We start from the raw sequence: 20742 nt of genomic DNA on the forward strand, positions 1-20742 counted from the left end.
GTTGCGGGCTTTTCCCGTTTGACAACGGGGCGGGATGTACCGTCACACTCCGCAGCGTCACCACCACCCGACCCCGGGACTACGGCCTGGGGAGGCCCAGCGTCGACCGGAGAGAAGAGCGAAGTTGTCCCCGACCAGCGAGACCGCACAGGGCGGCCGCCGACTCGTCATCGTCGAGTCGCCTGCCAAGGCGAAGACGATCAAGGGCTACCTGGGCCCCGGCTACGTAGTCGAAGCGAGCGTCGGGCACATCCGCGACCTTCCCAACGGCGCTGCGGAGGTGCCGGAGAAGTACACCGGCGAGGTCCGCCGCCTCGGTGTGGACGTCGAACACGACTTTGAGCCGATCTATGTGGTCAACGCCGACAAGCGTGCCCAGGTCAAGAAGCTCAAGGACCTGCTGAAGGAATCCGACGAGCTCTACCTCGCCACCGATGAGGACCGCGAGGGCGAGGCCATCGCGTGGCACCTCCAGGAAGTGCTCAAGCCCAAGGTCCCGGTCAAGCGGATGGTCTTCCACGAGATCACCAAGGCCGCGATCCAGGCCGCCGTCGCCAACCCGCGCGAGCTGAACCAGCGGCTGGTCGACGCCCAGGAGACCCGCCGCATCCTCGACCGCCTCTACGGCTACGAGGTCTCGCCGGTCCTGTGGAAGAAGGTCATGCCGCGGCTGTCGGCCGGCCGTGTCCAGTCCGTCGCCACCCGACTCGTCGTGGAGCGGGAACGCGAGCGCATCGCGTTTCGTTCTGCTGAGTACTGGGACCTGACGGGCACCTTCGCGACCGGCCGCGCAGGAGATCCGTCGGACCCGTCGTCGCTGGTCGCCCGCCTGCAGACCGTCGACGGCAGGCGAGTCGCGCAGGGCCGCGACTTCGACTCCCTCGGACAACTGAAGAGCGCGAACACCCTCCACCTCGACGAGGCCAACGCCCGCGCGCTGGCCGCCGCCCTGGAGCAGACGCAGTTCGCCGTCCGGTCCGTCGAGTCCAAGCCGTACCGCCGCTCGCCGTACGCCCCGTTCCGTACGACGACGCTGCAGCAGGAGGCGAGCCGCAAGCTCGGCTTCGGCGCGAAGGCCACCATGCAGGTCGCGCAGAAGCTGTACGAGAACGGCTACATCACCTACATGCGTACGGACTCGACGACGCTGAGCGACACCGCCGTCGCCGCCGCCCGTGCCCAGGTCACGCAGCTGTACGGCGCCGACTACCTGCCGGCCGCCCCGCGCACCTACGCCGGGAAGGTCAAGAACGCGCAGGAGGCGCACGAGGCGATCCGCCCCTCCGGCGACCGCTTCCGCACGCCCGCCGAGACCGGGCTGACCGGCGACCAGTTCAAGCTCTACGAGCTGATCTGGAAGCGGACCGTCGCCTCCCAGATGAAGGACGCGACCGGTAACTCCGTCACCGTCAAGATCGGCGGCACGGCGGCCGACGGACGGGACGTCGAGTTCAGCGCGTCCGGCAAGACGATCACCTTCCACGGCTTCCTGAAGGCCTACGTCGAAGGCGCCGACGACCCCAACGCCGAGCTGGACGACCGCGAGCGCCGGCTGCCGCAGGTCAGCGAGGGCGACCGGCTCACCGCCGAGGAGATCACGGTCGACGGGCACGCCACCAAGCCCCCGGCCCGCTACACCGAGGCCAGCCTGGTCAAGGAGCTCGAAGAGCGCGAGATCGGCCGCCCGTCGACGTACGCGTCGATCATCGGCACGATCCTCGACCGCGGCTATGTCTTCAAGAAGGGCACGGCACTCGTGCCGTCCTTCCTGTCCTTCGCCGTGGTCAACCTCCTGGAGAAGCACTTCGGCCGGCTCGTCGACTACGACTTCACGGCCAAGATGGAGGACGACCTCGACCGCATCGCCCGCGGCGAGGCGCAGTCAGTGCCGTGGCTGAAGCGCTTCTACTTCGGCGAGGGCACCCACAACGGCAGCGCGGCCGACGCCGGCAACGGCGACGGGGACCACCTCGGCGGCCTCAAGGAACTGGTGACCGACCTGGGCGCCATCGACGCCCGCGAGGTGTCGTCGTTCCCCGTGGGCAACGACATCGTGCTGCGCGTCGGCCGCTACGGCCCCTACATCGAGCGCGGCGAGAAGGACACCGAGCAGCACCAGCGCGCCGACATCCCCGACGACCTGGCGCCGGACGAGCTGTCCGTCGAGCTGGCCGAGGAACTGCTGGCCAAGCCCAGCGGCGACTTCGAGCTGGGCGCCGACCCGCAGACCGGCCACCAGATCGTCGCCAAGGACGGCCGCTACGGCCCGTACGTCACCGAGGTGCTCCCCGAGGGCACCCCGAAGACCGGCAAGAACGCCGTCAAGCCGCGCACGGCCTCCCTCTTCAAGTCCATGTCGCTCGACACGGTCACGCTGGAGGACGCGCTCAAGCTGATGTCCCTGCCGCGTGTCGTGGGCACCGACGCGGACGGCGTGGAGATCACCGCGCAGAACGGCCGCTACGGGCCGTACCTGAAGAAGGGCACGGACTCGCGCTCGCTCCAGGCCGAGGAGCAGCTGTTCACGATCACGCTGGAGGAGGCGCAGGCGATCTACGCCCAGCCCAAGCAGCGTGGCCGCGCGGCCGCCAAGCCGCCGCTGAAGGAGCTGGGCACCGACCCGGTGAGCGAGAAGCCGGTCGTCGTCAAGGACGGTCGTTTCGGGCCGTACGTGACCGACGGCGAGACCAACGCGACCCTGCGCTCAGGCGACAGCGTCGAGACGATCACGCCGGAGCGCGGCTTCGAGCTGCTCGCCGAGAAGCGCGCCAAGGGACCCGCCAAGAAGACGGCGAAGAAGGCCCCGGCGAAGAAGACGGCCGCCAAGAAGGCCGCTCCGGCCAAGAAGACGGCCGCCAAGAAGACCGCGGCGAAGAAGACGACGACGGCCGCGAAGAAGACGACGGCCAAGACGGCGGCCGCGAAGAAGGCCACGGCCGCGAAGTCCTCCAGCGAGGACTGAGCCGGCGGGCCGGCCGCCCGCGCGGCCGGCCGGCGACCGGTCCGGGTCACAACCCGGCCCTTTTCGGGCCTGGTTGAGGGCCCAGACCTTCACCTCCGGTTCGCAAAACGAACGCCTCGGCATCAGTTTGGTGTCGGGGCGTGCGTACGTTCGGGCGGGAGCGCCGGGCTGTCGGTGGGTCCCGATAGGCTGAAAGCATGACCCGAGCCGAGCAGCCAACGGCCCACCACCCGGCCCCCGACGACGCCCTGGCAGCGGACTCCCGCGAGCGCGCGGTGCGCGCCCTGCTGCGCCGACCTCAGCTGAAGCGGCTGTGGAGTGCGCAGTTGGTGGGGGGTGTCGGCGACACCCTCGCCCTGCTGGTGCTGGTGCTGCTGGCCCTTCAGGCGGCGATCGCGGAGGGGTCGTTCGGCGGGGGCTACCGAGGCGTGGCGTTCGCAGTGGCGACCGTCTTCGGCGTACGCATCCTGGCGACGCTGCTCTTCGGCGCCGTGCTCCTCGGCCCGCTGACGTCGCTGACCTCGCAGGAGGGCCCGCTCGACCGGCGCTGGACCATGGTCGGCGCCGACGGACTGCGCGTCGCCCTGCTGATCGTCGCGCCCCTGTGGATCGACTGGACGCCGGACAACGCGCTGGCACTGCTCCTGGTGACGGCCTTCGTGACCGCAGTGGCCGAGCGTTTCTGGACGGTGTGCCGCGAGAGCGCGGCGCCCGCACTGCTGCCGCCCCCGCCGCCGGAGGGCGCGTCGGTACGCCCGCTGCCGGACCACATGGACGCCCTGCGCCGCCTGTCGCTGCGTACGAGCTTCGTGGCCGTCCCGCTGGCCGGCGCCGCACTCGTCGTCGCCGCCCTGCTCAACAACCTGCTCGGTGCCGGACTCGACTGGTTCGCGCAGCACCAGGCGGCCCTCGCGTCCTATGTCGCGGCCGGGCTGTTCGCCGCGTCCCTGTCCGTGGTGACCTTCCTGGAGCTGCCCGACACACGCACCCCGCGTGCGCGCTCGCCGCTGGAAGGGCTGCGCCGCCCGAAGACCGGGACGGGCGTCGACAAGGGCCGCACCGGCGCGATCGCGCTGCTGGTGACGGCGTGCGCGGCGGTCGCCGCAGCGGTGGCCGCGGCGGTCGCCGTGTCCGTGCTGCACGCCAAGGACCTCGGCGGCGGCCCGGTGCTGTACGGCCTGCTGGTGCTCGTGCTGACCGGCGGCGTGGTCGTCGGCATCCGTACGGCGCCCTCCGTGCTGCCCGCCCTGTCGCGGCGCCGGCTGCTGGCGCTGGCCATCGCCTTCACCGGTGTCGCGCTGCTGGCCGCGGGCCTCGTCCCGGACGTCACGACCGTCCTGCTGATCGTCGCGCTGGCCGGGATCGGCGCGGGGGTGGCCGCCAACACCGGGCACACCCTGATCGACCAGGAGGCCGAGGAGTTCCGCCGGTCGCGCACGACCGAGCACCTGCACGCGGTCGTACGGGTCTGTGTGGCGCTCGGCGCGGTGATCGCGCCGCTGGTGGCCGCGCTGATCGGGCCGCACCGGCTGGAGAGCGGCAAGTTCGTCTTCGCGCACGGCGGCGCGGCGTTCACGCTGATGCTGGTCGGCGCGCTGCTGCTGCCGGTGGCCGTGCTGGTGCTGGCCAAGGTCGACGACCGGTCCGGTGTGCCGCTGCGGCAGGACTTGCGGGACGCGGTGCTCGGCGGGGACGACTCGGAGCTGGTGCCCGCGACGTCCGGGTTCTTCATCGCCCTGGAGGGCGGCGACGGCGCCGGGAAGTCCACACAGGCCGAGGCGCTCGCGGAGTGGATCCGCGGCAAGGGCCACGAGGTGGTCGTCACGCGCGAGCCGGGGGCGACGCCGGTCGGCAAGCGGCTGCGGTCGATCCTGCTGGACGTGTCGAGCGCCGGGCTGTCGCACCGCGCCGAGGCCCTGCTGTACGCGGCGGACCGCGCGGAGCACGTGGACACGGTGGTCCGGCCGGCACTGGAGCGCGGCGCGGTCGTGATCTCGGACCGCTACATCGACTCCTCCGTCGCCTACCAGGGTGCGGGCCGCGACCTGTCCCCGACGGAGATCGCCCGCATCAACCGCTGGGCGACGAACGGACTGGCACCCCACCTGACCGTGCTCCTCGACGTCTCTCCGGAGATCGCCCGCGAGCGGTTCACCGAGGCGCCGGACCGGCTGGAGTCGGAGCCGGCGGAGTTCCACGCGCGCGTGCGCTCCGGCTTCCTGACGCTGGCCGCGGCCGACCCCGGGCGCTACCTGGTGGTGGACGCGGGCCAGGAGCCCGAGTCGGTGACGACGGTCATCCGCCACCGGCTCGACCAGATGCTGCCGCTGTCCGAGGCCGAGATCCAGGCGCAGGAGGAAGCGCGCCGCAAGGCCGAGGAGGAGGCCCGCCGCAAGGCCGAGGAAGAGGCCGCGCGCAAGGCCGAGGAGGAGCGCCTGGAGCGCGAGCGCCAGGAGCAGCTCGCCCGGCTGCGTGCCGAGGAGGAGGAGCGCAAGCGGCGCGAGCTGGAGGAGGCGCAGCGGCGCGAGGCCGAACGGCAGGCGGAGGAGGCCCGGCTGCGGGCCGAGGAAGCGCAGCGGCGGGCCGAGGAGGAGCGCCAGCGGCTCCTCGCGGAGGAGAAGGTGCGCGCCGAGGAAGAGGCGCGCCGCAGGGCCGAGGAGGACCGCCGCCGCAAGCAGGCCGAGGAAGAGGCCCGCATCCACGCCGAGGCCGAGGCCCGGCGCCTGGAGAAGCAGCGCAAGGCGGAAGAGGCGCTGCTGCGTGCCGAGGAGGCCCGGCGACTCGCGGAGCAGGCCGCGGCCGCCGCGGAGGCGGGGCCCAAGCCGAAGGGACCTGCGGCCGGCGCCGGCTTCAGGGACGCGGCGACGGTTCCCACGCCGGTGGTGACGCCGGAGAACGCGCCGGGTGGGGCGTCCGACGAGACGACGGTGCTGCGGCCGGTGCGGGACGAGGAACGGGGGGCGACTCGTGATGAGCGGCCTTCCGGCCGGCGTGCCTCCGGGGAGTCCGAGTCCGAGGTGACGGCGAAGCTGCCGCAGCCGCCGGCGCCTGCTGGGGCGGCGGATGAGACGGCCGTGTTGCCGCCGGTTCCGCCGGGGGCCGCGGACGAGACGGCTGTGCTGCCGCCGGTTCCGCCGGGCGCGGCGGACGAGACGGCCGTACTCCCGCCCGTGTCGGCGGACGAGCGCGGGGACCGGGTGCCGCCCGGGTACTTCCGCGACGAGGAACGTACGCGTGAGATGCCCCAGGTCGACGAGTCGGGCACGCAGCGACGCAGGGCTCGGTCCGACTGGGCCGAGGAGACGCCGCTGGACGATCTGCCGACGCTGGCGGACGAGCTGCTGGGCCCGCACGATGAGGAGTACGACGAGGACGGGGGACGGGGGCGGGGTAGGCGGCGCTGAGGTCGGTCGGGTCTGAGGTCGGTCGGGTCTGAGGTCGGTCGGGTCTGAGGTTGGCCGGGTCTGAGGTTGGCCGGGCGCGTGGCTGCTTCAGGCCCGTGTGACCTGGCCCACCCAATCGCGCGGGGAGCCGTGCGACCGGCCCCACCGACCCGCAGCCGCACGGATCCGGCCTCCCCCTGCGGGTGCCCTCGTTGTCAGTGCCGCCCCGCACAATGGATCTCACAACGCGAGGCGTGACGAAAGGCGGGCGGGACCCATGACCGTATGGGACGACCTGGTGGGGCAGGAGCGGGTCAGCGAGCAGCTGGACGCTGCCGCTCGGGACGCCGACGCCCTGGTCACCGCCGCTGCCACCGACGCCCCGCCGCCCGAGGCGTCCAAGATGACGCACGCCTGGCTGTTCACGGGCCCGCCCGGAGCGGGCCGCAATCAGGCGGCACGGGCCTTCGCCGCCGCGCTGCAGTGCGTCAGCCCCGACCGGGCGCTCGGCGGCGCCCCAGGCTGCGGCTTCTGCGACGGATGCCATACGGCGCTGGTGGGCACGCACGCCGACGTCACCACCGTCGCTGCCGTCGGCACCCAGATCCTCGCCGACGACATGCGGGACACCGTCCGCAAGTCGTTCACGTCCCCGGCGAACGGCCGCTGGCAGATCATCCTCGTCGAGGACGCGGAGCGGCTGAACGAGAAGTCGGCCAACGCCGTCCTGAAGGCCGTGGAGGAGCCCGCCCCCCGCACGGTCTGGCTGCTTTGCGCCCCCTCCATCGAGGACGTCCTGCCCACCATCCGCTCCCGCTGCCGCCACCTGAACCTGAGCACACCCTCGGTCGACGCCATCGCCGACATGCTCGTACGCAGGGAGGGCATCGAGCCCGACGTGGCCGCCGCCGCGGCCCGTGCCACCCAGGGCCACGTCGACCGGGCCCGCCGCCTGGCCACCGACCCGGCGGCCCGCGAGCGCCGGGCAGCCGTGCTCAAGCTGCCCCTGCGGCTCGGAGATATCGGCGGCTGCCTCAAGGCCGCCCAGGAACTGGTCGACGCCGCGTCCGAGGACGCCAAGCAACTCGCCGAGGAGATGGACGCCAAGGAGACCGAGGAGCTGAAGGCGGCGCTGGGCGCGGCTCAGGGCGGCCGGATGCCGCGCGGCACCGCCGGCGTGATGAAGGACCTGGAGGACAAACAGAAGCGGCGCCGCACGCGGACACAGCGCGACAGCCTCGACCTCGCCCTGACCGACCTCACCGCCTTCTACCGCGACGTCCTCGCCCTCCAGCTCGGCTCCCGCATCGCCCTCGCCAACACCGACGCCGAGGACGCACTGGAGCGCCTCGCCCGCGACAGTTCCCCGGAGTCCACGCTGCGCCGCATCGAGGCCATCGCCGACTGCCGCGAGGCCCTGGAGAGCAATGTGGCGCCGTTGCTGGCGGTGGAGGCGATGACCATGGCACTCAGAGCGGGCTGAACGAACAGGGGCTCTGCGGTTCGGCTCCCCCGCCACCCGCCACCGGCGCTGAGGCGGTGCTGTGGGGTACTCACCAGCAATCAACAGGAGGTTGACCATGTAACACGTACGAGCCGTACCGTGCACGCACGGCATTCAATCCACTGCACAGAGTTACGCTCGCCAGATGCACACCAGGCGCAGCTCTCCACTCAGCCCTGACCCGAGCCCGAGCGGGCCGGGCCCTCGCAACCCCCGTCGATCCCGTCGGCGGGCGGGCACGTTCGGCACCCTCCTCGCCGTCGCCGCGCTGCTCGCCTCCGCCTGCTCCTCCGGCGGGGCGACACATGCGGGGAGCCCGGCGGCCGAGGCCGCGCTGGCCGCGCTGCCGCGGTCGACGCCGGCCGCGCTCTCGCCGTACTACGGGCAGAAGCTGACCTGGCGCAGCTGCGGGGTGCCTGGTTTCCAGTGCACCACCATGCGCGTGCCGCTCGACTACAAGAAGCCGGAAGCCGGTGACACCCGTCTCGCGGTGGCCCGCAAGGAGGCGACCGGACCGGGCAAGCGGCTCGGATCGCTGCTCGTGAACCCGGGCGGGCCGGGCGGTTCTGCGATCGGCTACCTCCAGCAGTACGCGGGGATCGGCTACCCGACCGACGTGCGCGCCCACTACGACATGGTCGCGGTCGACCCGCGCGGAGTCGCCCGCAGTGAGCCCGTCGAATGCCTGGACGGACGCGAGATGGACGCGTACACCCAGACGGACTTCACGCCCGACGACGCCAAGGAGACGGACGAGCTGGTCGTCGCGTACAAGCGGTTCGCCGAGGGCTGCGGAAGGGACGCGCCCGGTCTGCTGCGCCACGTCTCCACCGCGGAGGCGGCCCGGGACATGGACGTCCTGCGGTCGGTGCTGGGGGACGAGAAGCTGACGTACGTGGGTGCGTCGTACGGCACTTTCCTCGGGGCGACGTACGCCGGGCTCTTCCCGGACCGGGTGGGCCGGATGGTCCTGGACGGCGCGATGGACCCGTCCCTGCCCGCCCGCCGGATGAACCTCGACCAGACGGCGGGGTTCGAGACGGCGTTCCGGGCGTTCGCGAGGGACTGCGTGCGGCAGCCGGACTGCCCGCTGGGTACGAAGGCCGGGGAGGTCGGCCGCAACCTCAAGGCCTTCTTCGAGAAGCTCGACGCACAGCCCGTCCCGACGGGTGACGAGGACGGCCGTGAACTCGGCGAGTCCCTCGCCACCACGGGCGTGATCGCGGCGATGTACGACGAGGGAAGCTGGCCGCAGCTGCGCGACGCCCTGACCTCGGCGATGCAGGAGAAGGACGGGGCGGGACTCCTCGCCCTTTCCGACAGCTACTACGAGCGCGAAGCCGACGGCAACTACTCGAACCTGATGTTCGCCAACGCGGCCGTGAACTGCGTGGACCTCCCGCCGGCCTTCTCCACCCCCGAGGAGGTCCGCAGATCCCTCCCCACCTTCGAGAAGGCGTCCCCCGTCTTCGGCGAGGGCCTCGCCTGGGCCACCCTGAACTGCGCGTACTGGCCGGTGGCGCCCACCGGTGAGCCGCACCGCATCGAGGCGCGGGGCGCGGCCCCGATCGTCGTGGTCGGCACCACCCGCGACCCGGCGACCCCCTACCGCTGGGCCCAGGCCCTCTCCCGCCAGCTCTCCTCGTCGCGCCTCCTCACCTACGACGGTGACGGCCACACGGCATACGGCCGCGGCAGCACCTGCATCGACGACGCGATCAACGCCTACCTCGTCCGGGGCACACCACCGACCCGCGACAAGCGCTGCGGCTAGCCGTGCCGGCCGCCCTGAAGTCATGACTCCGGCCGCTCCGGAACCCATGACTCCGGGGCGGTCGGACCTGCGCGCGGAGCCTCGCCGGGGGCGTGCGGGGGCCGGGCAGGGGTTGGTACGGGGCACCTCAGAAACTGTGTAGACTTACCGACGTTGCTGATCGCACCATAGTGCGGACAGCGCGCCGCCTTAGCTCAGATGGCCAGAGCAACGCACTCGTAATGCGTAGGTCTCGGGTTCGAATCCCGAAGGCGGCTCTTTTCGAACCCCAGGTCAGGTCGCTGACCTGGGGTTTTCTGTTATTCATGCTGTGTCGTCCGGGCTGGACTGCGGCGGTTGACCTGCGCAGGCGCAATGCGTAGGTCGGAGGTTCGTGGCGGTGTGGTTCCCCGGGGTGTGCGTGCGGATACCCCTCTGACCTTGTGGTTTCGAGAGTTCGCCGCTTCCTGATCGCTTCTGGTTGGCGATGGAGTGCGGGAGGGGAGCGCATCGGTGCAACGGCAGTGCACCGGCCGGCGTTGATGGCGGTCGGTCGAGCGGGAAGTGCTGACTCCGGTCAGGTTGTCGATGTCGCACAATCCTGATGAGGAAGACGGGCGCGGTCGGTTTCGTCGACCCGGTGGTGCCGTCCGGGGTGGGGGCGAGGGTGTCAATGCCGTACGCGCGAGATGTGCCGTCGTGCTCTCGGGGTTCTGCGGCCCGCGCGCGATCCGCCGCTTCCGTTGACGTGGTCCACCCCCGCCCGAACCTCACCCGGCCGGAAGAGCCCAGGGCGGCCCAGCGGCACGAACCCGGAAGGGCTGTGGAACGAGCCGGAATCCTTCAATGGGCACATTGGCTGGCGTCGGCGGCAGCAGGTGTTCGCCTCGCGAGATCCGGAGTCGGTTTGGTCGATCAGTGCAGCAAATAAGTGCAGCTATAATAACTGCATCTATATATGGGAGCTGGTGCTGTGGACAAGCCCGCCGAGATGTTCGACCGCGCCTTCGAATGGGCCGAGCTGACCCGGTTCGCCACCCTGCCGGGCCCGCAAGCCACGCTGGGTGTGGTCTCCGGTCGTCGCCGGCAGGGCAAGACCTTCCTGCTCGATGCCGTCGCTCGTGCCAGTGGTGGCTTCATGTTCACCGCCACCGAGACCACCGAGGCCGACGCCCTGCGTCAGTTCGGTGAGGCACTGGCCCGTTATCGCGGGCAGCCGACTCCGTTCCGTTTCGCGCACTGGGACGAGGCGGTCGCGGAACTCATGCGCATCGCCGACGCGGGTGGTCCCGCCGTGGCGGTCATCGACGAGTTCCCCTTCCTCGCTAAGGCGTCTCCCTCCCTGCCTTCGATCATCCAGCGCGCTCTCGACCCCGCTGCCCAGCACAGCAACACTCCGGTGCGTCTGCTGTTGTGCGGTTCCGCGCTGTCGTTCATGGGTCGGCTGCTGTCCGGCAATGCTCCGCTGCGGGGCCGAGCCGGCCTCGAACTCGTGGTCCCGACCCTGGACTTCCGGCTCGCGGCCGAGTTCTGGCAGATCGACGACCCGCGCACGGCGTTGCTGACCAATGCCATCGTCGGGGGTACGCCCGCCTACCGCCGTGAGTTCACCCAGGGGGACACTCCTGCCGGGCCGGACGACTTCGATGCCTGGGTCGTGCGTGCGGTGCTCAACCCGGCGCGTCCGCTCTTCCGGGAGGCCCGCTACCTTCTCGCCGAGGAGCCCGAACTTCACGACACCGCGTTGTATCACTCGGTCCTGGCAGCCATCGCCGCCGGTAACGCCGCTCGTGGCGGCATCGCCGACTACCTGGGGCGCAAGTCCACCGACCTCGCCCACCCGTTGAGCGTTCTCCAGGACGTCGGCATGATCACCCACGAAGCCGACGCCTTTCGCCGCAACCGCTCCGCCTACCGCATCGCCGAACCGCTCGTCACCTTCTACCACGCGGTCATGCGCCCGGCCTGGGGCGATCTGGAACGCCCCGGGCGGGCGCCCGACGTATGGCGCCGAACCCAGTCCACCTTCCGCAGCAAAGTCGTCGGTCCGCACTTCGAGCAGGTCTGCCGGGAATGGGCCCGCTGGCATGCGGCACCCGACACCCACGGCGGACACGCCACACGGGTCGCCGGCGGCACCGTCAACGACCCCGCCGCCCGGACCAGCCACGAAGTCGATGTCGCCGTCCACGGTGAGACCCACGACGGCCGTCAGGTGCTGCTCGCCATCGGCGAAGCGAAGTGGAGCGACGTGATGGGAGCCGGCCACCTGGAACGCCTCCGGCATATCCGCTCCCTCCTGACCAGGAGCGGCACGGCTACCGAGGCAACGAGGCTCTACTGCTTCAGCGGTACCGGCTTCACCGATGAACTGACTCACCTCGCGAAGAACGACCCCACGATCCACCTGATCGACCTGCTCCGCCTCTACCACGGCGAATGACTCTCGATCTGCGGCGCGGGGGACCGGTCGTCCGAACCGGCCGGTGGACCCGTATGCGGACCGTATGAGGAGTCCGGGCTCTTCGGACAGGTAAGGCGAGGGCTCGTACGACCATGCGCGATCCGTCGTCGGACGGTCAGGGTGAGCGCGGGCCGCCACCACGACATGTCGGTGGTGGGCGCCGGATCCTCGGCCGAGAGTGGTACGTCGCGATTCGGCGGTAGCGTGGCGAGGCGAGGCGAGCAAGGCTGCGGACAGGCGGGGCGGATTTCATGCGGATGCGGTGCGAAGCCGGAGCCGAGGACGAGTTCGAGGCGGCGTGTGGACTGTTGCTCGACCGGCTGGTCCGGTGGGCCGGGGAGCAAGGGACTCCGGTGGACGCGTTCATGGCCGAGGCGGCGCTGGACTACCGGCACCGGGCGACCGCCGACGGTCGGCTGGGGCTGTGGGAGCCACGGCATGTGGAGGAACTGCTGCTGTCCTGGCTCCCCCAGCAGGTCACCGAGCTTCCCGGAGAGGAACGCGGCGACGGTCCGGGCACGTTGCGCACCCTCCTGCGCTTTCTGCATGCCGTGCAGTTGGCGGACCCTCGCGGTCCCGCGATCGGTGAATCCCTCGGCGCGGTGGACGCGGCCGAGGAGCGGTATCCGGCGGCGATGGTGGACCGTACTCGCTGGGGCCTGGCGAAGTTCTGGGCGGTGACCGCTGCCGAGCAGGGCGTGGACGTCATGGACGGGGCGGCGTTGCAGCGGTTCGCGGACCGCGCTCAGCGCGGGGAGGTCGCTTACGATCAGCGAGCTCTTGACGCGATCATGGATCGGCGGTTGAACGGCCGTGTGTTGGCCGACGGAGCTCGGGCCGAGCCGCAGCTGCCGGTGGTGCTCCCTCCGGACGGTGAACTGCGGCTACGGGCCGAGGCGTCGACGACTGTGGCGCAGTTGCGGGGGCTTGCGGAGTGGGCGGGGCGCGAGGGGCGGGTGGTGACGGCCGCGGGGCGACTGCGGATGGCCGACGCCCGCGAGTTGGTGGGCGTGCTGGGCACCGGGGACAGGACCGAGGGGGTGCGTTCCTCGGCCGACCTGCCGCGGCTGGGACTGCTCGTGGAGTGGGCGAAGAAGGCGCGGCTGGTCCGGGTCGCCAAGGGCCGGTTGTACGCGGTGGCCAAGGCCAGGCCGGTGCTGGCCGACCCGCTTCAGCTCTGGTCGCGCGCCTTCGACGCACTCTTCGAACTGCGGCAGGCCTTGATCGGGGCGCCCAGCGGCCGGCCCGTCGAGTCGATGCTCTTCGACCTCTATGGCGAGATGCTCGAGGACGTACTGAACACGCTCTACAGCCTGCCGTACCCGATGCCCTGGCCGCGGCTGCGCGACTCTGTCCACCTGGGCTACCGGGCCCGCTTCCAACTGGACGGCGGCTCGGACCTCCGACACCGGATGTGGTTCGAGCACGCCGACCGGGACCTGCGTTCGGTGCTCGACGTGCTGGTGGACCTGGGCGCGGTCGAGCGGGAACAGGGGATGGCCGATCCGGTGTTCCTGGAGGCCGATCTCTTCGATCCAGAGGATTCCGGACCTGAACTGCCTGCGGGCATGCCGCAGGAACTCGCGGAGCTGCTGGGGGCCGTGGGGGCGGCAGCGGATCCGGCTCAGGCGCGGGAGCGTGACCGCCGCCTGCGTGAGGAACTGACCGCAGGGCCCGTCGAACTCATCCGCCTCACCGAACTGGGCACCCGGGCCGTACGGCGGCGGCTGCTGGCGGCCGGCCGGGACGCACCGCTGGTCGGTGAGCTGGTCCAGGTACCGGCGGCCGGTCTGCTGGGGGTGCTGGCCGAGGACTACGGCCCGGATGCCGCACGCGCGGAACTGGCCGGCTGGATTTCGGCCCGCGGGGAGCGGGATGCCGCACTGCGGCAACTGACCGACGCCGTACGAGCCATGGCAGGTGCATCCTTCCGCACGCGGGCACAGGCGATGCTCGACGTGCTGGCGGTGGCGTGGCCCGACGGTGAGGGCGAGCGGCTGCTGCGTGCGCTGCGCGGTGACGCCGTACTGGCTCCGCTCGCGCTGAGCGCACTGGCGCACCGTGAACTGTTGTCCCCCGAGGACATGACCGACGCCGAGCATCTGCTGGTGCTCGCCGAGAGCCTGCTCCAGCTCCTGGAGCTGGCGGGCGGTGCGGGCTGCGGCGAGGAGGCACTGCGCGCCCAGGGCGCCGAGGCCAGGGACGCGGTCGCCGCCGCGCTGGACTCCGGGCACCCGGACCGGGCCGGGCTTGAGGAACTCCGGCACCTCGCGGCCAGGGCCTGGCGTACGTCCGCAGTTCGTCACCGCGGCGTCCGCGGCCGTGGGCGTTCTACGGGCAGGGGCGGGCGCAAGCGGCGCCGGTGACAGGGTGACACCGATCGGCACCGGGCGACCGCCCGGTCCGTCGGCCGGTTCTACGACTCGGTGACGCGCGTTAGCGTCTGGGCCATGGTCGAGGGATGGGACGAGGACGGGCTGCGGGCCGTGCGCGGCGCGCTGCACGGGGCGGACGGGAAGGCGTTGCTTGCCGCGCTGCGCCGCGGACCCGTGAGCGAGGTGCTGCAACTGGCCGGTGACGGTGTGGCAGGTACCGCTGCTCTGGGTCTGCCGGGTGCCGCGAAGATGGCTGCCACGTTCTTCGGAGCATTGCGGGAGCGCGGTTTCCGGGGCGATGAGGAACTGGATGACGTGTTGCGCGGGTCTGTGGGGCACGTGGTGAATCCCACCCTTCGTCCGCTCTCGGTCGATCTGGAGATGCTCGCCATGCTGCTGGAGGGCGACCCGGTCGAGTCTGGTGGTCGGCTCGATCTGTCCACCGGGGAGTGCCAGCCGGCCATCGCCGATGAGCTGGAGACCGGGTTCGAGGAGGCGGACGCTCCCGACCGGTGGCTGTCCGTGCCGGCGCTGGGTTCCCGGGACGGTTACGAGGACATGGAGCTGTTCATCGAAATGCTCGGTGACACCGCCCTCGCCGATGGGCTGTGGACCGCCATCCGCGGCCGAGGCGCCTTTCGGCGCTTCAAGGATGTCCTCGCCCGTGACGAGCGCGCCTGGCGCCGGTTCCACCGGCTCAGCGATGAACGAGGGCTCGGACGGGCCCGCGCCTGGCTGGCCGAAGAGGGCTGTCGTCCATGGCTCCCGTTCGGTGGCGATGGGTAGGGCGGCCCCGGCCCCCGGCCAAGGCGGGCGGGGTGGCCCCGACGCCGTGAGCCGACGGTCCACCGGGCTCGAGCGGTCCTCTGAGCGCCTGGTTGAGGATGCGCCTCCCATGCCGCCGAGGTGCCGAGCGCGCTGCAGAAGTGCGGTGGCCGCTGCTTCGCCGAAAAGCGGCGGAGCAGCGGCCACGAGAGCTGCGGTCAGCGTCGGAAGCCGCGCCCTGGGTCCCGGGCTTCCGGGTATCCGAATGGCTCAAACCAGGCGGCGGTGCGCAGGTCTCCCATGCCGAGGCGCTGGTTCACGTCGCCGTCCGGGTCCTCGATGCCGTCGAGGCGCGCGTCGAAGAGCATGAGGACGTCGTGGTCCTGGAAGAACAAGTCGGAGCAGGCGTCCCAGTCGTAGTCGTCGCGGTGTTCGGGCAGGGTGCCGTGTGCGGTGTCGCGGGTGTCGATGTCGTCCAGGTAGCCGGGCGCGTCCTCGATCGCCAGGTGCAGGGCCATCTCCTCGGCGGTACACGAGGGTTGGGGCCATCGACCGTGTTCCAGGTCGTCGGTCAGGTCGTCGAAGGCTCGTGCCATTCGGCGGCGCCAGTTCCGGTCGGCGGACCAGGTGAGGGAGGGCAGGCGTGTGAACAGCTCCCAGTCGCCGGGCTGTTGCTTGGTCACGGGCTGGTCCCGTAGTTCGTCGGCGTCGTCGTAGGCCTGGTCGGCCAGAACGCTCAACGCGGTCAGGAGCAGGTCGGCGGTGCGCGGGGTGAGTTGCCAGCCGCAGTTCTCGCAGTCCTCGTCGCCGCAGGAACACTCCTTGACCGGGAAGAGCGCGACCAGGTCGGGCTGCTCCTCGTCGGCCGACGTGTCGGGGACCGCACGGCGCAGCCGCCACCCGTGGTGGAAATGGGTTGTTACCGGGACGGGGCTCCAGTCGGTGAGCTCGTCACCCTGCTCGGCGCGCAGCAGTCCTGCCTCGCTCTGGTCTTCCAGGGTATCGGCACCGATGATCCAACTGCCGCTCTCGGTCAGGGTCATCACGGCGCCGACCAGATCGCGAGGATCGTCCGCGTCCAACTCGGACGCGGGCAGCGGCTCCCAGCCGTCGTCGATGGCCGCGCGTATGAGCGCGTCCTCGTCGGTGATGTGGAACTCGCGCAGATGAGTAATGCGTACGACCTTGCCCGGCAGCTCCTTCAGCCGCGCGCCGTCAGGCGTTTCTGACTCCGGTGCGGTGGGTGCCTCGTCGACTTGCGTGTCCTCGTCCTCTCCGAGGTCTTCGTCAGGTGGGCAGAACGTCGTGCCTGCGGGGGCGGGCCATGCTCCTGAGGCTGCGTGGGCCGTCGCCGCGCGCAAGGAGCTGGCGGGGGCGTCGGGCAGCGCCGTGGCCAGAGTGTCCAGGTCTTCCATGACAACGGCGGTGTCGCGGGAGGCCAGTGCGCGGCGCAGCAGCTGGACCGCTTGGTGGGCGTGGTGCTTGTCCTTGCAGGTGAACACTGCGGTGAGGGAACGAGCGCCGTGGTAGGGACCGATCAGGGCCATGACGCGGCTCTTGCTGGGGCTGTGCTCGCACAGGAAGTCGACGACTGGAGTGAGTTCGGGCTCGGTAGGCATGCGGGAGACTCCGGGAACGCGTTGGGTGCGCAACCTTGCGGATGCGCAAGCGAGAAGGAGATTTCCGCTGGTGAGCGCGGTACTGACGCACTCCCGGACGGGGAAGTAGGTGAGCTGCGGCTGGTGCCTCCGGTGCTACCGGCGGTCCGGGCCGTGCGGAAAGCCAGCGTACGTCAGTGCACTGACATCGGGCGCCAAGGTGGTTGGACAGAGCTGTGCTGAGCCGCAGCGAGCCGGAGGCCGCCGCTGACCCGGCGTCACACTGCTGGCGGATTCTGTGGCTTTGTGGCCCGGAACGGCAGGTGGCTGATGCCCCGCGGGGTACGGATCATCTGTGATCACCAAGCTTGACGACGCATCCCGTGGGCTGACGCGTGAGGAACTGCTGGCGCTGCCCGCGGCTGTGGACTTGGAGACGGCGAATCGTGCGCTGTCCCTCAGTCGTACTACGGGGTATGACCTGGCCAAGCGTGGTCGGTATCCGTGCACGGTCCTGCGGCTTGGCAATGCATACCGGGTTGTCACCGCTGACTTGCTCAAGCTGCTCCACATTGACGTACCGGAGCCCGCAGGCGTCGATGAGCCGACGGCTGTCACGCCCGAGGCGGAAGGAGGCCGTCTTTCGTCGAGCTGTTGCTGTTGCTGCTGTGTGTGCCGCTGTGCTCGTCGGCGTGAGGCATGTGGGCGGGAAGGCCACGGATGATGGTGATCGGTCTCGTGTGTGGGATTTCGACAAGCCGTGCGACGATGGTGTCGCACCGTGCTTGCTGGCCGGTTCATCGCCTTGCCGAAGGGGTGGGGAGCGCAAGGAGAGCGCGGACGCCTGTGGACGGTGCAACACGGCGTACGAGCAGCCGGACCGCGATCAGTGCCTTGATCTGCGAAAACTGGATCTGATGCGATCGCGTGGCACAGCTCGTCACGATCTCTCACGCCCTCGTAATGCGTAGGTCTCGGGTTCGAATCCCGAAGGCGGCTCCACCGAAGCCCAGCTCAGAATAGCTCTGAGCTGGGCTTTTTCGTTCAGCGCACGCGGCGGCGGCAACGGGCGCGAGCCGTGCGGCTGTCCGTAGTCTCCGTTCTAGTCGAACGGTGCGATCGTCCCTTCACGTACCGTCGGGTCTGGCTGATCTGGGTATGCCGGAGGATCTCCATGATCGTGGGCATGTCCACACCCAGCTCGTTCAGGATCGTGCCGGCGGTGTGACGGCTACCGTCGTACAGGCGGCGATCGTCGATCCCGGCTTCCGCCAGCAACTCCTTGAACTCCTCCCAGTCCTGCCGGGGATCGAGTGGACGGCCGTCCGGCCGGTTGAAGACCGCCCTACGTTCCTCCCACGCTTCGCCGGCAGCGTCCCGCCTCCGCCGTTCTTGCGCTCGGGGCAGGCACTGGCGTGCCGAGTGCAGTCCTTTGGGCACGACTTGGGGCACCCGCGCTTGTGGCTCTTGTGCGTCGTGCAGTTCGGCGGGCCTCTATGACGCCGGATACGAGATCGACCACATGACAGAGGCCTTGTTCGCCCGCATCCCGACGGCGGGCGTAGTGCAGCTCCTACAGCTCCCGGTCGGTGAGCCCGTAGTCGAGCTGCACCGGACCACGTACACGGCAGATGGCACGGTGGCTTTCCGACTCGGCGCAGGACAAGGGGCAGGGATGATCTCGGCACAGGCATGGGCAGATGCTCGACTCCTGTGGGAGTACCACTTCATGCACCATGACCCACGGCCCTGTTCCGTGGTCGTGGGTCTCGGCAGTCACGACCTTGGTGTGGCTGACGTGACTGCGGAGCTGTACCACCAGGGCATGGTGCCGGTCACCGTCTTCACGGGGGCCACGAGCCCTACAACCAAGTTGCGCATGCCGCGCGGTGAGGCTGTCCACTTCCTCCTGGAGCCACGTGCACGTGTGCGGTGCGGGCGCGGCACTCACGAAAGATCAAGGTCGGGTGGAGATCCGGTACTCACCGGGTCCAGGTGCGGCCAGTAGCCCCAACTTGGGCCGCGTGGACGGTCGCGGGCGGGCGGATGCCCAGCTCTCGGTGTCGCCGTAATGGCGGTCGATCCGCCGCAGGCCCGTAGGGAGCGCACGCGATTCAGGTAGGCATGGCGGCTCATGATCCCCAGGATGGCGGAGCGGCATGGGGCGTTTGGCCCGCTCGTCAACACGGTGCCCGCCTACTCGTCGGCGAGAGTGAGGTGGGCATCGGGGATGCCGGCGTGGCATCCTGGCTCTAGAATCGAACGCATGTCCGACCTCTCGCCGTCCGAGCGCCTTGCCAAATTGCGCGTCCTTGAGGAGTGGCTCGACTGGCAGCTGCGAGGTACCCGGCGGAAGATCGAGCAGGTCGCGCAGCAGGTGCGGGCCACGGACGGCTACGTCAGCGAGCAGGACCGGCGCGCAGGCAAGCCTGTAGGGGTCACCATCCATGCCGCCGACTGCGCCCATATCCAGCAGCCAGTCACCACCCTCGATGCCACCAAGGCCCAGTACGCGCTGCTGAAGGACGCTTCCTTCCAACACCCCTGCCAGCGCTGCCGACCTGACAAGCTCCTCGGTCTGGCGAAGGAGTAAGGCGGCGGGCTTGACGTATGGAGCAGCTGAACATCTGACGCCGCACTGTGCTGCTCGCGTGGCGGGCGATGGATTCGGTGGGAGGGACGATGTTGAGGCGCGAGACGGCGTAGTCGAAGCGGGCCTGGTTGGTCTTGGGGTCGTGGGCTTCAACGAGGGTGACGGAGCTGGCGATGACGCGGATGTCCTCGGCCTCGGCGGCGGCGAGCCATTCGGTGAGATCGGGTGTGCGGCGTACGAGCTTGGACAGGCCTTCGCGGTCCAGAACGAGGGTGCCGATCACGCGGTGTCCGCCGAGACGGCCATGTCGCCGCGCAGGAGCGCTCGCTTGGTCTCGACCGCTGCCTGGTCGACGGGGCCGTGCTCTGCTTCGGCGTCCTCGATGAGTTCGCGCAGTCGGTCGCGCTCCAGTTGGCGCTGGATAAGGGCTTCGACATATGCGGACATGCCGCGCTTGCCGGTGCGTGCTTTGAGTGCCGCGATGGTGCCTTCGTGGAGAGAGACGGAGACCGGGCGGACGGGACCTTCGCCGGGAGCAGGGTCGGGGGTGGCGGTCATGGAGCCCACATTGACAAAACTGTTGTTATTCGGCGACGCGCGCTTCCGGTGCCGCCGGGTGCGAATGGGATCGGCGATCTGTTGAACCAGGTTGAACCTGAGCCGGACTTATTCGCCAAGTGGGCGCACCGGCCTGGTCATCACGACCCGACTCGGCAATCCCCCAGGTCGACGCTCGGCCTGGGGGTGTCCGACTACTTCTTCGTGGTGGTCCGCCTCATCCAGGACAGACAGCCCCAGTGGGCGAGCCCGCCCACGGCCAGGGAGACGAGGATCGCCCCCCAGTCGATGACGTGTGGCAGGCCGGGGAAGAAGGCGAAGAAGGCCAGCGTGGCGAAGAGGCCCGCGAGGAATGCGGCGACCCCGGCGCGACGGCGTCGAGGATCCTGCGCACTCCGTTGACAAGGAGGTGGGCGCACGCCTTGCCATAACGAGGCAACGTCTGGGGAGCGTTGTTCCGCATCGGGTGGATCTTGCACTCGCTGTGTGTCTTGCCGCGTGACGTGCGGTAGGTCCGGTTGGTCGTGTCGGCATAGGTGAAATCGATGCGCCAGTTGCAGAAGCCGCTGCTGAGCGCCCCGACGAAAGCGCAGTCGACCGCAGTCGACCGCAGTCGACCCCGGCGTTCTGGTACGTGATCCTCTTGCCGCTACCCCGGACGATGTGGGTGAACATGCAGCCGGTCGGAACCTCATGGTCACGCCTCCCGCGCTGTACTCGAACGTGCGCACTGGAGTCGAGCCGATGGCGCCGGCGCGTACGTCTGTCCCCCCGGTGAGTAAGAGGG

At 70.2% G+C, this 20742-nt stretch carries 11 protein-coding genes, 1 tRNA gene and 5 pseudogenes; 12 read left to right on the plus strand and 5 right to left on the minus strand.

Going from position 1 to position 20742, the window contains the following annotated elements; translation table 11 throughout:
- Positions 1–124: 124 nt before the first annotated feature.
- From topA to ACIRD7_RS35770, 8 genes are all read left to right on the plus strand, one after another.
- On the plus strand, positions 125–2962 hold the full coding sequence (gene topA, locus ACIRD7_RS35735) for a type I DNA topoisomerase (RefSeq protein WP_403460007.1): 2838 nt from the start codon (positions 125–127) through the stop codon (positions 2960–2962).
- A gap of 197 nt (positions 2963–3159) precedes the next feature.
- Entirely contained in the window at positions 3160–6366 is a 3207-nt protein-coding gene (tmk, locus tag ACIRD7_RS35740; protein ID WP_403460008.1) for a dTMP kinase, read from the plus strand.
- Between the two features lie 256 nt (positions 6367–6622).
- Positions 6623–7828 (plus strand): DNA polymerase III subunit delta', encoded by a 1206-nt coding sequence (locus ACIRD7_RS35745; protein WP_403460009.1) that lies wholly within the window; start codon positions 6623–6625, stop codon positions 7826–7828.
- 166 nt (positions 7829–7994) lie between these two features.
- The gene (locus tag ACIRD7_RS35750; RefSeq protein ID WP_403460010.1) at positions 7995–9623 is read left to right on the plus strand and encodes an alpha/beta hydrolase; all 1629 of its coding nucleotides are present in this window, start codon (positions 7995–7997) and stop codon (positions 9621–9623) included.
- 183 nt (positions 9624–9806) lie between these two features.
- A tRNA-Thr gene (locus ACIRD7_RS35755) sits at positions 9807–9880 on the plus strand.
- A gap of 680 nt (positions 9881–10560) precedes the next feature.
- On the plus strand, positions 10561–12045 hold the full coding sequence (locus ACIRD7_RS35760; protein ID WP_403460011.1) for an ATP-binding protein: 1485 nt from the start codon (positions 10561–10563) through the stop codon (positions 12043–12045).
- Between the two features lie 278 nt (positions 12046–12323).
- Entirely contained in the window at positions 12324–14432 is a 2109-nt protein-coding gene (locus ACIRD7_RS35765; protein WP_403460012.1) for a hypothetical protein, read from the plus strand.
- Between the two features lie 84 nt (positions 14433–14516).
- The gene (locus ACIRD7_RS35770) at positions 14517–15227 is read left to right on the plus strand and encodes a hypothetical protein (protein ID WP_403460013.1); all 711 of its coding nucleotides are present in this window, start codon (positions 14517–14519) and stop codon (positions 15225–15227) included.
- A 197-nt stretch (positions 15228–15424) separates the two neighbouring features.
- Here ACIRD7_RS35770 and ACIRD7_RS35775 read toward each other — a convergent pair whose 3' ends face one another.
- A complete protein-coding gene (locus ACIRD7_RS35775; RefSeq protein ID WP_403460015.1) occupies positions 15425–16825 on the minus strand; it encodes a hypothetical protein in 1401 nt (466 codons plus the stop codon).
- 334 nt (positions 16826–17159) lie between these two features.
- On the opposite strand from ACIRD7_RS35775, the pseudogene ACIRD7_RS35780 reads away from it, so the two are divergent.
- Positions 17160–17372: pseudogene (locus tag ACIRD7_RS35780) on the plus strand (hypothetical protein); the annotation flags it as partial.
- 476 nt (positions 17373–17848) lie between these two features.
- Here ACIRD7_RS35780 and ACIRD7_RS35785 read toward each other — a convergent pair.
- A pseudogene (locus ACIRD7_RS35785) lies at positions 17849–18336 on the minus strand (tyrosine-type recombinase/integrase); the annotation flags it as partial.
- On the opposite strand from ACIRD7_RS35785, the pseudogene ACIRD7_RS35790 reads away from it, so the two are divergent.
- From ACIRD7_RS35790 to ACIRD7_RS35800, 3 genes and pseudogenes are all read left to right on the plus strand, one after another.
- Positions 18327–18386: pseudogene (locus tag ACIRD7_RS35790) on the plus strand (hypothetical protein); the annotation flags it as partial. The pseudogenes ACIRD7_RS35785 and ACIRD7_RS35790 overlap by 10 nt on opposite strands.
- Before the next feature lie 93 nt (positions 18387–18479).
- Positions 18480–18731: pseudogene (locus ACIRD7_RS35795) on the plus strand (YdcF family protein); the annotation flags it as partial.
- Between the two features lie 339 nt (positions 18732–19070).
- A complete protein-coding gene (locus ACIRD7_RS35800; protein WP_403460016.1) occupies positions 19071–19397 on the plus strand; it encodes a DUF6233 domain-containing protein in 327 nt (108 codons plus the stop codon).
- Positions 19398–19449: 52 nt separating this feature from the next.
- On the opposite strand, the pseudogene ACIRD7_RS35805 reads toward ACIRD7_RS35800, so the two are convergent.
- The 3 genes and pseudogenes from ACIRD7_RS35805 to ACIRD7_RS35815 form a co-directional block, all read right to left on the minus strand.
- A pseudogene (locus ACIRD7_RS35805) lies at positions 19450–19680 on the minus strand (DNA-binding protein); the annotation flags it as partial.
- The gene (locus ACIRD7_RS35810) at positions 19677–19955 is read right to left on the minus strand and encodes a hypothetical protein (protein ID WP_403460017.1); all 279 of its coding nucleotides are present in this window, start codon (positions 19953–19955) and stop codon (positions 19677–19679) included. The pseudogene ACIRD7_RS35805 and the gene ACIRD7_RS35810, both read right to left, overlap by 4 nt.
- Positions 19956–20149: 194 nt before the next feature.
- Positions 20150–20374, minus strand: coding sequence for a hypothetical protein (locus ACIRD7_RS35815; RefSeq protein ID WP_403460018.1), 225 nt, complete (start codon positions 20372–20374; stop codon positions 20150–20152).
- Positions 20375–20742: the final 368 nt, after the last annotated feature.

The organism is Streptomyces sp. NPDC093568, from assembly GCF_044764945.1.
Classification (GTDB): Bacteria; Actinomycetota; Actinomycetes; order Streptomycetales; family Streptomycetaceae; genus Streptomyces.